Origin of the sequence: Muricauda sp. SCSIO 64092 (genome assembly GCF_023016285.1) — a bacterium.
Lineage (GTDB): Bacteria > Bacteroidota > Bacteroidia > Flavobacteriales > Flavobacteriaceae > Croceivirga.
Genome location: NZ_CP095413.1, coordinates 2,346,631 through 2,361,361, shown reverse-complemented (window position 1 = coordinate 2,361,361; position 14,731 = coordinate 2,346,631). Strand labels below are relative to the sequence as shown.

13 protein-coding genes are annotated in these 14,731 nt (G+C 43.0%); 9 read left to right on the top strand and 4 right to left on the bottom strand.

Translation table 11 applies throughout. The annotated features are described in order from the left end of the window. The first annotated feature begins 2 nt into the window (after positions 1 to 2). From mnmG to L0P88_RS09915, 4 genes are all read left to right on the top strand, one after another. Entirely contained in the window at positions 3 to 1,871 is a 1,869-nt protein-coding gene (mnmG, locus tag L0P88_RS09930; RefSeq protein ID WP_247134430.1) for a tRNA uridine-5-carboxymethylaminomethyl(34) synthesis enzyme MnmG, read from the top strand. An 80-nt stretch (positions 1,872 to 1,951) separates the two neighbouring features. Further along, positions 1,952 to 2,515, top strand: coding sequence for a hypothetical protein (locus L0P88_RS09925; protein WP_247134429.1), 564 nt, complete (start codon positions 1,952 to 1,954; stop codon positions 2,513 to 2,515). After that, positions 2,490 to 3,320: a class I SAM-dependent methyltransferase gene (locus L0P88_RS09920; protein WP_247134428.1), complete on the top strand. Its 831-nt coding sequence runs from the start codon at positions 2,490 to 2,492 to the stop codon at positions 3,318 to 3,320. Before L0P88_RS09925 ends, L0P88_RS09920 begins: the two co-directional genes overlap by 26 nt. A gap of 222 nt (positions 3,321 to 3,542) precedes the next feature. Then, positions 3,543 to 4,049: an OmpH family outer membrane protein gene (locus L0P88_RS09915; protein WP_247134427.1), complete on the top strand. Its 507-nt coding sequence runs from the start codon at positions 3,543 to 3,545 to the stop codon at positions 4,047 to 4,049. A 43-nt stretch (positions 4,050 to 4,092) separates the two neighbouring features. Here L0P88_RS09915 and L0P88_RS09910 read toward each other — a convergent pair whose 3' ends face one another. Then, positions 4,093 to 4,491, bottom strand: coding sequence for a DoxX family protein (locus L0P88_RS09910; RefSeq protein WP_247134426.1), 399 nt, complete (start codon positions 4,489 to 4,491; stop codon positions 4,093 to 4,095). A 12-nt stretch (positions 4,492 to 4,503) separates the two neighbouring features. Then, the gene (locus L0P88_RS09905) at positions 4,504 to 5,652 is read right to left on the bottom strand and encodes an ATP-binding protein (RefSeq protein WP_247134425.1); all 1,149 of its coding nucleotides are present in this window, start codon (positions 5,650 to 5,652) and stop codon (positions 4,504 to 4,506) included. 124 nt (positions 5,653 to 5,776) lie between these two features. On the opposite strand from L0P88_RS09905, the gene L0P88_RS09900 reads away from it, so the two are divergent. The 3 genes from L0P88_RS09900 (at position 5,777) to L0P88_RS09890 (ending at position 9,688) form a co-directional block, all read left to right on the top strand. After that, a complete protein-coding gene (locus tag L0P88_RS09900) occupies positions 5,777 to 6,967 on the top strand; it encodes a phosphoglycerate kinase (protein WP_247134424.1) in 1,191 nt (396 codons plus the stop codon). 117 nt (positions 6,968 to 7,084) lie between these two features. Further along, complete coding sequence (locus tag L0P88_RS09895; protein ID WP_247134423.1) at positions 7,085 to 8,698, top strand: LysM peptidoglycan-binding domain-containing protein; 1,614 nt, start codon at positions 7,085 to 7,087, stop codon at positions 8,696 to 8,698. A gap of 9 nt (positions 8,699 to 8,707) precedes the next feature. Beyond that, on the top strand, positions 8,708 to 9,688 hold the full coding sequence (locus L0P88_RS09890; RefSeq protein ID WP_247134422.1) for a DUF4837 family protein: 981 nt from the start codon (positions 8,708 to 8,710) through the stop codon (positions 9,686 to 9,688). Positions 9,689 to 9,724: 36 nt separating this feature from the next. Here L0P88_RS09890 and L0P88_RS09885 read toward each other — a convergent pair whose 3' ends face one another. Together L0P88_RS09885 and tatA are read right to left on the bottom strand one after the other, a co-directional pair. After that, entirely contained in the window at positions 9,725 to 11,779 is a 2,055-nt protein-coding gene (locus L0P88_RS09885; RefSeq protein WP_247134421.1) for an OmpA family protein, read from the bottom strand. A 190-nt stretch (positions 11,780 to 11,969) separates the two neighbouring features. Continuing rightward, complete coding sequence (gene tatA, locus L0P88_RS09880) at positions 11,970 to 12,164, bottom strand: twin-arginine translocase TatA/TatE family subunit (RefSeq protein ID WP_158776312.1); 195 nt, start codon at positions 12,162 to 12,164, stop codon at positions 11,970 to 11,972. Positions 12,165 to 12,346: 182 nt separating this feature from the next. On the opposite strand from tatA, the gene L0P88_RS09875 reads away from it, so the two are divergent. Continuing rightward, on the top strand, positions 12,347 to 13,216 hold the full coding sequence (locus tag L0P88_RS09875; protein ID WP_247134420.1) for a M23 family metallopeptidase: 870 nt from the start codon (positions 12,347 to 12,349) through the stop codon (positions 13,214 to 13,216). Positions 13,217 to 13,220: 4 nt separating this feature from the next. Further along, positions 13,221 to 14,717: a GH3 auxin-responsive promoter family protein gene (locus L0P88_RS09870; protein ID WP_247134419.1), complete on the top strand. Its 1,497-nt coding sequence runs from the start codon at positions 13,221 to 13,223 to the stop codon at positions 14,715 to 14,717. Positions 14,718 to 14,731 lie beyond the last annotated feature (14 nt).

Genomic DNA, 14,731 nt, shown 5'->3' with positions numbered 1-14,731 from the left:
TTATGTTTGAAAAAGAATATGATGTAATTGTGGTTGGAGGTGGCCATGCTGGAGCGGAAGCTGTTGCCGCTGCTGCCAACATGGGCTCCAGGACGTTGTTGGTAACAATGAACCTGCAAACCATTGGACAGATGTCCTGCAACCCGGCTATGGGGGGTATTGCAAAAGGACAGATTGTTCGGGAAATAGACGCCTTGGGGGGCTATAGTGGAATTGTTACGGACAAATCGGCCATTCAATTTAAAATGCTCAACAAATCCAAAGGCCCGGCAATGTGGAGCCCCCGAGCTCAGAACGATAGGATGCGCTTTGCAGAGGAATGGCGGTTGGCCCTTGAGCAAACACCCAATGTTGATTTTTACCAGGAGATGGTTTCGGGCTTGTTGGTCGATAATGACCAAGTCGTTGGGGTTAGGACATCTTTGGGTATTGATGTGAGGGGAAAGGCGGTTGTGCTTACCAACGGTACGTTTTTGAATGGATTGATTCATATTGGTGAGAAACAATTTGGGGGCGGAAGAGCAGGTGAGAGGGCGGCAACGGGCATCACGGAGCAATTGGTGGATATCGGATTCGATAGCGGGCGAATGAAAACCGGTACACCGCCAAGGGTGGATGGGAGATCTTTGGATTACGACGTTATGATTCCACAACCTGGGGACCAAAACCCGGAAAAGTTCTCCTATTTGAATACACCTGTATTGGAGAAGCAGCGTGATTGCCATATGACGCACACAAGCACCTTGGTTCATGATTTGCTTAGGGAAGGATTTGATCGCTCACCAATGTTCAATGGACGGATCAAAAGTATCGGCCCCCGATACTGCCCTTCCATAGAGGATAAAATACACCGCTTTTCCGATAAGGAGGCACATCAGATTTTTGTAGAACCGGAGGGATGGAACACAGTTGAGGTTTATGTAAATGGATTTTCAACCTCGCTGCCGGAAGATGTTCAGTATAGGGCACTGCGTTCCGTAAAGGGTTTTGAGAATGTAAAGTTTTTTAGGCCTGGCTACGCAATTGAATATGATTATTTCCCACCGACACAGTTAAAACACACCTTGGAAACCAAGTTGATCAAAAACCTTTATTTCGCGGGGCAGATCAATGGCACTACCGGCTATGAAGAAGCAGCGTCACAAGGCTTGATGGCAGGAATAAATGCCCATTTACAAATTAATGAAAAGGACCCCTTTATTTTAAAAAGGGATGAGGCCTATATTGGGGTATTAATAGATGATTTAATTACCAAAGGAACGGAGGAACCGTATCGAATGTTTACCTCCCGGGCCGAATATCGGACATTATTACGGCAAGATAATGCGGATATTCGGTTAACACCAAAAGGGTATGCATTGGGTTTGGCAAAGAAGGAGCGTTTACATAGAATGGAAGAAAAAAAGGAAAAGTCCGATGCTTTTGTTTCTTTTTTCAGGAAAACGAGTTTTTCTCCAGACGAAATCAACCCGATTTTAGAAGAGATTGGGACGGCTAAGGTGAAACAATCGGACAAAATGTTCAAGGTGTTTTCCAGGCCAAAAGTAACCATGGACCATATGATGCAGTTGGATTCGGTCATGGAATATGTTAGCAGCAATAGTCTGGACACTGAAGTAATGGAACAGGCAGAAATTCAGGTGAAGTACTCTGGATACATTGAAAAGGAAAAAAACAATGCGGACAAATTGCAGCGCTTGGAAAATATTAAAATCCCGGAGGGCTTCGATTATTCAAAATTAAAGTCGCTTTCTTCCGAGGCGAGGGAAAAATTACTGGAGATTCAGCCCGTTACAATTTCACAAGCTTCTAGAATTAGCGGCGTGTCCCCATCGGACATTAGTGTGCTTTTGGTGTTTTTGGGAAGATAGGGCAGATCGTTCCACGTGGAACAATTAGGATTTTGGCCTGGTTTTTGATTTGCTTTTGTAACCAAAAAACCTAGACCAAAATGAGAAACCTTTCCATTATCCTTTTGGGATTTTTTCTAATGACATCCTGCATACCGCTACGTGTTGCCCCAAGGATTTCCGACTATAAAACCGTTAAAGGAAAGCGCTTTAAAAAAGGACTTCCCAAGAAAACGGTTTTTGTTTTTGAAGACCCAAAACAAGCTGGGCATTTTTATGATTATATCAACACAAAATTTAACCTCCAAGACTATTATGTAGATGTGGAGGTGCCGTTTCAAATTGATGGCAACGATTATTTCTTTTCCTTTTATGAAGTAGAAAAAAAGGATAAGGCGATCAATTTGATTCCTCTTCTTTTTGATGTGACCATGAATGCCGCATTTGCCAATGAGGAGTTTGAAACCTATACGGCCACCGACGAAAATACCATTTACAGAAGTGGCAATTACTATATTGTAATGGAAGTGTTCTCCAAATTGGAAAAAGACTGTTTGCACGATGACTATGCAAATCGAGCAAGGGTTTTGACCTATCTTCGCAGCCTAAAAGAAGAATACCTTTCCACCTATAATTACAATGAAGTCGTATTTAAAAACGAATGACTTTTTTCTATCGAATGAAGCTTTTGAATTGCTTTATGATGAGAAATTGGACATGTTGGTCACCTCTCCACAACCCGTCAACATAGAAAAGTATTACGAGACGGATAATTACATTTCCCATTCCGATGGAGAAGGCACGCTTCTGGAAAAGGTGTACCAGCGAATCAAAAAACGGAACCTCCAAAAAAAAGTTGCTTTGATCGAAAAGTACACTAAAGACCAAAAGACCCTTTTGGATGTTGGAGCGGGAACAGGGGATTTTTTACGTCACGCAAAAAACAAAGAATGGAAGGTTTTTGGAGTGGAACCCAACACAAATGCACGAAAACTGGCATCACAAAAAGAAATTGACCTGGAAGAGGATTTGGTCACTATTCGGGGAATGAAGTTTTCGGTCATTACCTTATGGCATGTGTTGGAACATTTGCCCAACCTCAAGGAAAACATTAAACGGTTGTCCCATATGTTGGAAGAAGGGGGAACCCTTATTGTCGCAGTCCCCAATTTCAAATCCTACGATGCTAAATCCTATGGCCGCTTTTGGGCGGCCTATGACGTACCACGTCACTTATGGCATTTTTCCAGAACAGCAATAGCGCGATTGTTTCTAAAGGAAGGAATGGAACTGAAAAAGGTAAAACCCATGTGGTTTGATTCCTTTTATGTTTCCCTTTTAAGTGAGGAATATAAAACCGGTAAAAAGAATTGGATAAAGGCTGGATTGCTCGGTTTGGTTTCCAATATCAGTGGAATGATCAACAAAGAATACAGTTCCCATATCTATATCTTGCAAAAAAGCAAATAGAAGCCCCTAGAAAGCAGTTTTGGGTAACTTCCTATAATTATTAAGGGGATTGTGAGAAACGCCCTGAAGGGTTCTTTAAATTACACAAAAACCATAGCCCTTCTCTATATTTTGTTCCTATATTTATAAACAATACTTATGGCGCTCGAAACAAACAATTTCCTTTAGTGTAAGGTCAGAGCCAAGGCTTTTGTTATTTTTGCGTGCTTATAAAACACAAACATGAAAAAGTTCCTTTATACTGCACTGGTTTTGGGCCTCGTTTCCTGCCAACAAGATAAGATCGGTTTTGTTGACAACGTAAAATTGATGGACGGCTATCAAGAAAAAATAGAAGTGGAGAATAAGTTCAAGGCCAAAGCCGAGCTCATGAACAAGAAGCGGGACAGTATTGCCCAGGCGTTTCAGCTGGAGTATCAAGCCCTACAGACCAAAGCACAAAGTTGGTCCCAGAAAAAAGCGCAGGAAGAACTGGGGCTATTGCAACAAAAGAGCCAGTTCCTTGGACAACAGATGCAACAAGAAGAACAACAGCTACAAGCCGAAGGTCAAACAGAAATGGATAGTGTGGTCAGTAAGGTGAAAAAAGAAATCAAAGCTTACGGAGCGGCCAATGGTTATACGTATATCCTAACCGGAGGTGAAGGGGGAAGCGTACTTTATGGCGTTGAAGCAAAAAACCTGACCACTGATGTCCTCAAAATACTAAATGATAAGTACAAGCAATAAAAAGCGTATAGAACACTAATAAAACCCTGATTATCAGGGTTTTTTATTGCAATAAAAACAACAAAAGCACTGTGGGCACCAAATAAATGACTATGGTTTTGGCCCCCTCATAATCTTTGGCCACACGCTGGCCCAATAAAAGCATTAAAAGGGTAATCCCGGAAACCAAGGCGCCATACAAGGCAAAAACGGCGTTGTCATGCAGCAGCAAATGCACCAATCCCAAAACGCATAGCAGCCCCGAGGCAATTTCCATCACGGTAATGGTTCCCAACAAAAAGGGAACCCCATTTTTAAAGGGTGATTTCGCAAAATGGCCCTTTAACCAGGAAAGGTTGCCTTTCCAATCCATTACTTTATCAATACCGCTCTGTAAAAACACAATGATCAAAAAAACGAGTAAAATGCCCTGGGCATAATTTCCCTCAAGATGTAGGTGCATAGTATTTGAAGTTTAAGAAGCCTTTACATGCAAAAGGCGGGTTAATTTAATGGATAAATCCGTAAAAATAAGCCTTGAATTTCCATTGCGTTCCACATGGAGCATTGCCGATTCCAATTCTCCAAAAATTGCCTGGATATTGTTTTCGTGAATGAATGGAGCAAATTTTTTCAGCTCAAAATTGTCCATATGCATTTTGGAATAGACCAGTTCAGGCGCATTATAATTCAATAATAGTGCTTGTCTAATAATGGAAATACAATATTTCAGAAACTTTTTCTGAACTTCACGACCAACTTTGGCAAGCTCTTCGCTCCATAGGATCAGATCGCGAATGGCCGCTTTGTTGCCTTTGGCCTTAAATGCACTCCGGACCCACTGTACAAACCATTTTTCAAAGATCAGGTCCTCAGAATCCTGGTTCATTAAATCCAAGGCCTTATTAAAGTTTCCATTGGCTTCGTGTGCCAATTGTTTTGCCTGGTCCCGATCCAAGCCTTTTTCAACCAAACCCTCTGCAATAATAGCTTCTGGCAATGGCGGGAAGTGAAGGACCTGACAGCGGGATTTAATAGTGCTGATCAATTGTTCCTCTTCTTCGACCAACAACAGGATCACCGTCTGTTTAGGGGGTTCTTCAATTAGTTTTAGAAGTTTGTTGGAGGCGGCAACATTCATTTTTTCAGCCATCCAAACAATTAGGATTTTGTAACCGCCTTCATAAGACTTTAAAGAGAGTTTCTTGACAATATCCTGCGCTTCGTCCACCCCAATCTGTCCCTGCTTTTTTTCAATCCCCACAAATCGGTACCAATCAAAGAGGTTTCCATAAGGCTGTTCCGATAAAAACTGCCGCCATTCCTGAAGGTAATTGTCGCTTACCGCGTGACTTTTTATCTTGTCGGAATTGGAAACAGGAAACGCAAAATGAATATCCGGATGCGTAAAGGTGGTACATTTATGCAAACAACTATTATAGGCGTCAGAGTCCTTGGGATGGGACTTACTTATAACATATTGGGCATAGGCCAATGCAATGGGGAGGGAGCCGCAGCCTTCCGGACCCACAAAAAGTTGGGCGTGCGGAATTCGCCCCCTATCGGCAGAGGTAACCAGATGACTTTTTAGGTGTTTTTGGCCTAAGGCATTTTTAAAAAGCATAGACCCAAATATAGCGTATTTAAGGGCGTTAACTTGAATTTAAAACCCAGTCCGAATTGAGGCCTAAATTTGTTTCGGCAGGACTCGGAATTACTTACTTTTGAAACTCAAACCAAGAAAACCTATGAAAACAATAGACGACTATATTTTTGAAGATAAAAAGGCTTTGATCCGTGTAGATTTTAATGTGCCTTTGGACGGGGAATTCAATGTAACCGATACCAGTAGGATCGAAGCTGCAAAGCCTACCATTCTAAAAGTTTTGGAAGACGGGGGCAGTGCCGTTTTAATGAGCCATTTGGGGAGACCAAAAGGGCAGCGGAATGAGGATATGTCCCTAAAACATATCAGTGAAAAGGTCTCTGAAATCATAGGGGTACAGGTAAAGTTTGTAGATGATTGCGTGGGTGAAAAAGTAGAACAGGCCTATGGAAACTTACAAAGTGGGGAAATTCTATTGTTGGACAACCTTAGGTTTTACAGTGAGGAAACCAGTGGCGATAAGGATTTTGCCGAAAAACTTTCAAAATTTGGGGATGTCTATGTGAACGATGCTTTCGGTACCGCCCACCGTGCACATGCCTCAACCACCATTGTTGCACAATTCTTTCCGGAAAACAAGTGCTTTGGCTATTTGCTGGCCAAGGAAATAAAAGCAATAGAAAAGGTAATGCAGACCGGGGAAAAACCGGTGACCGCAATTCTTGGGGGAGCAAAGGTTTCTTCCAAAATTACCATAATTGAGAACATCCTGGACAAGGTAGACCACCTTATTATTGGCGGGGGTATGACATATACGTTCGTGAAAGCGCAAGGGGGACAGGTTGGGGACTCCATTTGTGAGGACGATAAATTGGACCTGGCCTTGGACATTCTAAAAAAAGCCGCGGAAAAGAATGTTATGGTGCACCTACCCGTGGATGTGGTGGCCGCCGATGCTTTTGATAATGGGGCCAATACACAGACCGTTTCGGTAAACGAAATTCCGGAAGGATGGCAAGGATTGGATGCAGGACCAAAAACCCTGGAGAAATTCAAAGAGGTCATTTTACAGTCGAAAACCATTTTATGGAATGGCCCGGTTGGTGTTTTTGAAATGGAGAGCTTTGCCAAAGGAACGATCGCTGTGGGAAATTACGTTGATGAGGCTACACAAAAAAGGGCCTTTTCATTGGTCGGTGGAGGTGATTCGGTTGCGGCGGTCAAACAATTTGGTTTTCAGGACAAGGTCAGCTATGTATCTACCGGTGGTGGCGCGATGCTAGAAAGTTTGGAAGGGAAAACACTGCCAGGTATCGCTGCAATATTGGGCTAATCAATACGTTATCGATTAACGGAATTTATCCGATTTTTTTAGTTTTTGACCCTATTGTTTTTGAATTAGGGAAAAAAACTGCATTTTAGTTGGTCCCGAACCAAACTGTGTACAACGATGAACGTAAGATTTTTTGCCCTATTCCTGTTATGTGCATTTCTTGGGCCCTATTCGCTAAGTGCCCAAGAAGAAAAAAAGGATAGCCTAAATGTAGCGGTTGATTCCTTGAATAGGGAGCGGCCCATTCTGCTCCAAACCCAGGACAACACTATTCAAGATGCTTCCCTACAGGTTCCAGTGGCAAAAACGGAAACCGAACAAGCTTCGCTCAGGGATATGGAGCAAGCCTATACTTATGACAGCCTTTGGCTAAAGGAACTGGCAAAACACGAGGATTATTTCAAGGAAATGTATGCCCAGGTTACCCGAATGGATGTGGACACCACGGAATTCCTGGAACTCCCTACGGATACCTTAAAGGCTCGCTTACAACGGTTGGATGAAAAAACACCGTTCAACATTGCCTACAACCCTTCCTTGGAACGGGTGATAAAAACCTTTTTGACCAAAAAAAGGGGGCTAATGCAGCGTATGTTAACGGCAAGCCAATTCTATTTCCCGTTGTTTGAACAAGAGTTGGACAATCAAAATATTCCTTTGGAGGTGAAATATTTGGCCATTGTGGAGTCCGCACTCAATCCCAGGGCAAAGTCCAGGGTAGGTGCTACCGGCCTTTGGCAATTTATGTTTTCAACGGGAAAGATATACGGGTTGGATGTTAGTAGCTATGTGGATGACCGCAGTGATCCCATTGCATCAACCAAAGCAGCGGGAAAATACCTGGCCAAATTGTATGACATATTCAACGATTGGGATTTGGCCTTGGCGGCCTACAATTCCGGTCCCGGAAATGTCAATAAGGCCATCCGTCGCTCGGGAGGATATAAAAACTATTGGAACATACGTAGGAACCTTCCACGTGAAACGGCAGGTTACGTACCGGCTTTTTTAGCGGCCATGTATCTTTTTGAGTATGCCGAAGAGCACGGTTTAAAGGGGGAAAAAATTGAGAGGCCCTATTTTGAAACCGATACCGTTCATGTAAAGGAGCTCATTACCTTTGATCAGATTTCGAGCCTGGTTGGGATTTCCAAAGAAGAACTGGAGGTACTGAACCCACAATATAAATTGAATATCATCCCCAAAGTAAAGGGAAAGACCTATACCTTGCGCCTTCCGGTGAAACACATGGGCAAGTTCGTATCCAATGAGCAGGCCATCTACGCTTATGCAAAGACTGAGCTGGACAAACAGGAAAAACCCCTTCCACGCCTTGTCAATAGTAGTGATCGTATTCGATATAAGGTAAAAAGTGGGGATTATTTGGGGAAAATTGCCCAACGGTACGGGGTTGGCATAAGTCAGATCAAACGATGGAACGGATTGCGAAGCAATAACCTCCGTATTGGACAGCGCTTGACCATTTATCCAAGAAAACCCGTTACCACAACACAATCTAAAGCGGTGGCCACGAATCAATCCAAGACCAAACCAATTGCACTTCCCAACGACCCTTCCAAGGTGCACGAAGTTCAATCTGGGGACTCCCTTTGGACCATTTCCAGAAAATATCCAGGAATTAGTATTGAAAATTTACGAGAATGGAACGGTATTCGCGGGAACAACTTGAAACCGGGAACAAAGTTGAGACTGTGCAATTGTTCTTCGTAAATTAGGAGCATGAAAAATCTGGGAACACTATGGGTCGCAGCGGTATTGCTGGTGGCCATTTCTTGTAAGGAATCCAAAAAAAAAGAACGTTTTCTACCACCTTCCACAGGAAGCGTTAACTCCGTGATGGTGGTTATGGACAATGAACTGTGGAGGGGTGCCATTGGGGACAAGGTACGTGAACTTTTTGCGAGGCCTGCCCTGAGCTTAATGCCGGAACAACCCATCCTATCCTTGACACAAATCCCCCCCAATGTATTTTTGGGGGCAACTGCCCATTCCAGATCTGTACTGTTTGTGCAGCAGGATTCCGTTACGGTTTCCCATGTTAAAACGGACGTATATGCCCAGCCCCAAAAAGTGGCTGTGGTAAAAGGAACAAATTATGCAGAACTGGTCGGCGGTCTGGAAAGTGTAGCTGAAAACGCCATAACCGAATTTAAAAGGATTGAAATATCCGAAGCCCAGGAGCGATTCAAACGCTCATTGAACAAGGAGAAGGCGCTACAAGAGACTTTTGGGGTGTCCATGACCATTCCTTCTGCGTATAGGGTGGGGAAACAGGAGGCCAATTTTGTTTGGTTGGACAGGCAAATTCCCAAAGGGAACATGAACATTGTGGTGTACAGTATGCCAGAAAGTAGTTTTTCCAACGATTCCACTTTTGTGCGGGACATTGTTTCCATGCGCGATTCCATAGGTAAAAAATATATTCCGGGACCGGATGATGGCACCTTTATGATAACGGAAAAAGCCTTTGCCCCCTATTTGTTCCCTGCCGAGGTTGGCGGCCTAAAGGGAGCTGAGGCCCGAGGGATATGGGAAATAAACGGTTATCCGATGGCAGGCCCATTTTTGACCTATATCCTGAATGATCAAAACAATAACCGTAAGCTGATCGTGGAGGGCTTTACCTTTGCCCCTTCCACCCAAAAAAGGGACTATATGTTTGAGCTTGAGGCCATTCTAAAAACACTGAGAGTGCAATAAAAAAGGCGGGAAATTTCCCGCCTTTTTAGTGTTGTTTTATCGTGTTGTTTTATCGTACACAAAAATGAACTCCGAACGCCTGTTCAACTGATGTGCCTGCCTTGAACAAGAGGCACTATCATGACAATCGTTCAACAATCGGTCCTCCCCATATCCCTCGGCACTGACAATTTGATTGGCGGACACCCCTTTTGACAACAGATAATCCTTGGATGCCTGGGCACGTTTTCCGGATAGGTACTTATTGTATACAGTACTACCCCTGGAATCTGTATGCGATTCAATCTTCAGTTTTATATTTTGATTGTCCACTAAGTAATCTGCCAATCTATCCAATTCCTTTTTGGCATCTTCACGGATGTTGGAGCTATCAAAATTGAAGTATACGGCTTTCGTCTTGAACGCAGGAAGGCCTTCCGCATTTTGGGCCACTATGGCATCTGCAGGCATTAGTTTGTGTGTAAACGTAATTTCAATATTGTCTTTGGTGGTTACGGACTCCAGGGCTTCCTGATAATCGTCTTTGGTGATGGCGAGGGTATAATCGTAGTTTGAAATCAAGTTTTCAAGTTTAAAAGCCCCATCTTCCCCAGTTTCCAATTCAGCTATCTTAAGGTTATTGGAATCGAATAAAGTGACATTCGCATTTGGCACAGGCGCAGCGGTGACGGCATCAATGACCATTCCATTAACGCGATTCCTGTTTTCAATACTATTTTCGGGCTGTTCCTTTTTGAAGTAATAAATGTCATCATCACCCTTCCCCCCTTTTCTGTTGGAAGCCAAATAACCGGTTTCCTTGTCTTTTAGGAGCATAAATGAGAAATCGTCCCTAATACTGTTAAAGGGTTTGCCCAGATTTATGGGTTTTTCGGCAACACCGTTCCCAATATCACTTTGGTAGATATCCAGTCCGCCCAGCCCGGATTTTCTATTGGAGGAAAAGTAGAGCTTATCTTCGGTAACAAACGGGAACATTTCCTTTCTGCTGGAATTGATTTCCGGCCCAAGGTTCCTAGGCTCCGAAAAGGCACCGTTTTCATCAATATCCACAACATAAAGGTCAGTGTAGCCATACCCCCCGGGCATATCCGAGACAAAATACAACTGCTTTCCGTCCTTGCTAAGGGCTGGATGGCCCGTGGAGTAATTCTCGTTGTTAAAGGAAACCTCTTTTGCCGGACCCCATTTTTCATTGTCATATTTGGACCTAAAGATCTTTAAATGGTTAACGTTCTTTTTATCCCTTTTTTTCCTGTTGTTATTGTTTCTGGTAAAGTACATGGTATTTCCATCCGGAGAAAAGGAAGCAGAGGCTTCATGATGCTTTGTGTTTATGGTCTTTGACAGTTTTTTCACATCACTGAACTCGTAACCATCCCCTTTTGTTTTGGCCTCGTAAAGATCCAGAAAGGGTTGATTGTTCCATTTATACCGTTTGGTTTTTAAGAATCCCGTGTCGGCCGAAGAAGAAAAAACAATTCGCCCATCAGGTTTGGGGATGGGACTGAATTCCGAATACTTGGTGTTTATCTTTAGGTTTTTGAGCACAATCTGTTCCCGGTACTTGAGATAACTTGGGGTCGTATTTTCAAAATCCTTTCCGGCTATAATAGTTAGGACCCTATCTGCATTTTGCTTTCTTCCAATGCCCTTAAGGACATGTGAATATTTGAATAGGTCATCTTTGGATAGAACATCTTCATAATTTTCAAAAAGGACTGTATACCATCTGGAAGCATTTTCCATATCCCCTATAAAATAATAGGAGTCCGCAGCTTTTTGCAGCGTTTGCATGGCCGGAACACCATTCATATAGGAAAAAGCCTGTTCATAGTGTTCAGCAGCTTCCGAATACCACATATTATCAAATGCCTTATCTGCTATTTTTAGTAGCTTTTTGGCCGTTCTATTTTGGGTTGGGGATGAGGTAGTGGTCTTGTGAACAAAATCAGCAGTACCTGCTTCATCAATAGTGGGGTTGGGCGATACCTCTTCCTCCATAGTTGTTTGAAGATCGGTAACGGTAACCTCTTGGGCTTTTAGGGAGATTAAGCCAAGAGAAAAAAGGGATACCAAGAAAAGCCTCATTACATTAAAGATTAGGACTGGGCATGAATCCTTGCGACAACGAAATTCAACGGATACCTGCCAAAACGTTAACGCCAAATTAAGGCCTTGGTTATAAGTAAATTAATTTTTGTTGTGAAATGGAAAATAAGTGCTGTAAAAGCGAAATTCCAGAAGATTTTAAATCAAGGATAACGTAAGAAAGTTCCTTTTAGGAGCTTGCCCCATTTTTATCCTCCAACTTTTCATCTTCCTTTGAGGCATCCTTGAACTCTTTGATACCACTACCAAGCCCTCGCATAAGCTCAGGGATTTTCTTTCCTCCGAAAAGCAAAAGAACCACTACAACTATAAGGACAATTTGCCAAGGACCAAGCATACCTAGAAAAAAAGATAGGGAAATCATATTGTTAAATTCTTTTGTTAAGGTTGTAAAAATACAAAAAACCCATGTGCTTTGCTGTTAAAGAACGAAATTGGGCCATAAACATTGTAAAGGAAAGCATAAAACTACTTGTAAATTCCAAAAACTTTTACAACTTCGGTGTTTTGGCCCAACAAGTCAAATCTAAAATTATCTTTGCGTCCATGGCAAACAAGAAAAGGAAGGGAAGGGAAATCAAAAAGAAACTGCTGCATAAGTATCGATTGGTGATACTTAATGAGAGTACCTTCGAAGAGAAGATTTCCTTTAAACTGAACAGACTCAATGTTTTTGTTACCGGTACGCTATTCATTATTGTCTTAATTGGCCTGACCACTTTATTGATAGCCTTTACCCCACTCCGTGAGTATATTCCCGGATATTCCTCAACAAGGCTCAAAAGACAGGCCACCGAACTTACCTATAGAACCGATTCCCTGGTCACCGTCCTTAATTATACCAATAGGTATTTAGACAATGTGCGGTTGGTACTCCGTGGGGAGGTGGAGAATAATGAAACCAATCGCGATTCCCTTTTTGAACGTTATAAATTGGACCCTTCAAAAGTTAACCTGGATCCCATTGAACAAGATTTAAGATTGCGGGAAGAAGTGGCCTTGGAGGATAAATACAATTTGTTCGAACGAAATCTCGAGGATTTTGGCAATGCGCTTTTCCCCCCGGTCACAGGGACCATATCCCAAGGTTTTGATGCGGAAAAAAAGCATTTCGCCATTGATGTTGTCGCAGCTCAGGGCTCCCCTGTAAAAGCAGTTGCGGATGGAACCGTGATTTTTTCGGAATGGACGGCAGAAACGGGCTATGTCATTATCCTTGAGCACCGGGACAACATTATTTCCGTTTATAAGCACAATGGCTCCTTAAGCAAGTCCCAAGGGGATCTGGTACGCTCTGGGGAAGTTATTGCATCCGTTGGCAATACCGGGGAACTCACCACAGGTCCCCACCTTCATTTTGAACTATGGCTGGACGGAAAACCAAAGGACCCTGCAGATTTTATTGACTTCAATTAGCGTTATGTCCCTAAAGTCGTTTGCCGCCAAAATTTTTGCCCGTAGGATCGTAAGGAGAAATCTGAAATGGATAGCGAATCCCGTTACCACCCAGAAGCGGGTTTTTGAAGAATTGATTGCACGTGCCAAAGGGACACAGTTTGGGAGCGACCATGATTTTTCCAATATCAAAACCCATCAGGACTTTGTCAAGAACGTTCCCATAAGGGATTACGAGCAACTAAAACCTTATGTAGAGCTGATCAAAGAAGGAAAAACGGATATCCTCTGGCCGGGGAAGCCCGCGTATTTTGCCAAGACCTCAGGCACTACATCGGGAGCAAAGTACATTCCCATTACCAAGGAATCCATTAAACATCAGGTAAATGCGTCCAGGGACGCCATCCTGACCTATATTCATGAAACCCGAAATTCCAAGTTTGTGGATGGAAGGATGATTTTCCTGCAGGGCAGCCCGGAACTTGATGAGATTGGAGGTATAAAAATGGGGAGGCTATCTGGCATATCTGCCCATTATGTCCCCAACTACCTGCAAAAAAACCGTTTGCCAAGTTGGGAGACCAATTGTATTGAAGACTGGGAAACCAAGGTGAACGCCATTATTGAGGAGACCGAAAATGAGGATATGACCGTCATTGCGGGAATACCTTCCTGGGTACAAATGTATTTTGAAAAGCTTAAGGAAAAACACGGTAAGGACGTTGGAGCGCTCTTTAAGAATTTTGAGCTCTTCATTTATGGGGGAGTGAATTATGAACCGTACAGGGCCAAGTTTGAAGGGTTGATAGGTAGGCCCGTGGACAGCATTGAGCTTTTTCCGGCAAGCGAAGGGTTCTTTGCCTATCAGGATACTCAAAAGGAAAAAGGGATGCTTTTACTTTTGAATTCAGGTATCTTTTACGAGTTTGTAAAAGCAGACGATTTTTTTGGGCCGGCCCCTGAACGCCTAACCATTGGGGAGGTGGAATTGGGCGTCAATTATGTTATGATCATTAGCACGGATGCCGGGCTTTGGAGCTATAACCTAGGGGATACCGTTCAGTTTATTTCTTTGGAACCCTTTAAAGTAATAGTGTCGGGGCGAATTAAGCACTTTATTTCCGCTTTTGGGGAACACGTTATCGCCAAGGAAGTGGAACAGGCAATGCAGGAAGGCATTGAAAACACGGATGCGGAAGTGAACGAGTTTACCGTGGCCCCACAAATTACACCAGCGGATGGCGAACTTCCCTATCACGAATGGTTGATAGAATTTGGGAAGCTTCCTTCGGACATGGAAAAGTTCATAGCAATTCTGGATCAATCCCTCCAGGACCAAAACAGCTATTACTTTGATTTGATTGACGGAAAAATCCTTCAGACCCTAAAAGTATCCTGTATTGAAAAGGACGGATTCAAGAACTATATGAAGTCCATTGGAAAATTGGGGGGCCAGAACAAGATCCAGCGCTTGTCCAACGATCGAAAACTGGCAGATTCGCTTCAATCCTATACCATTTAGCAGTAAATTTTATG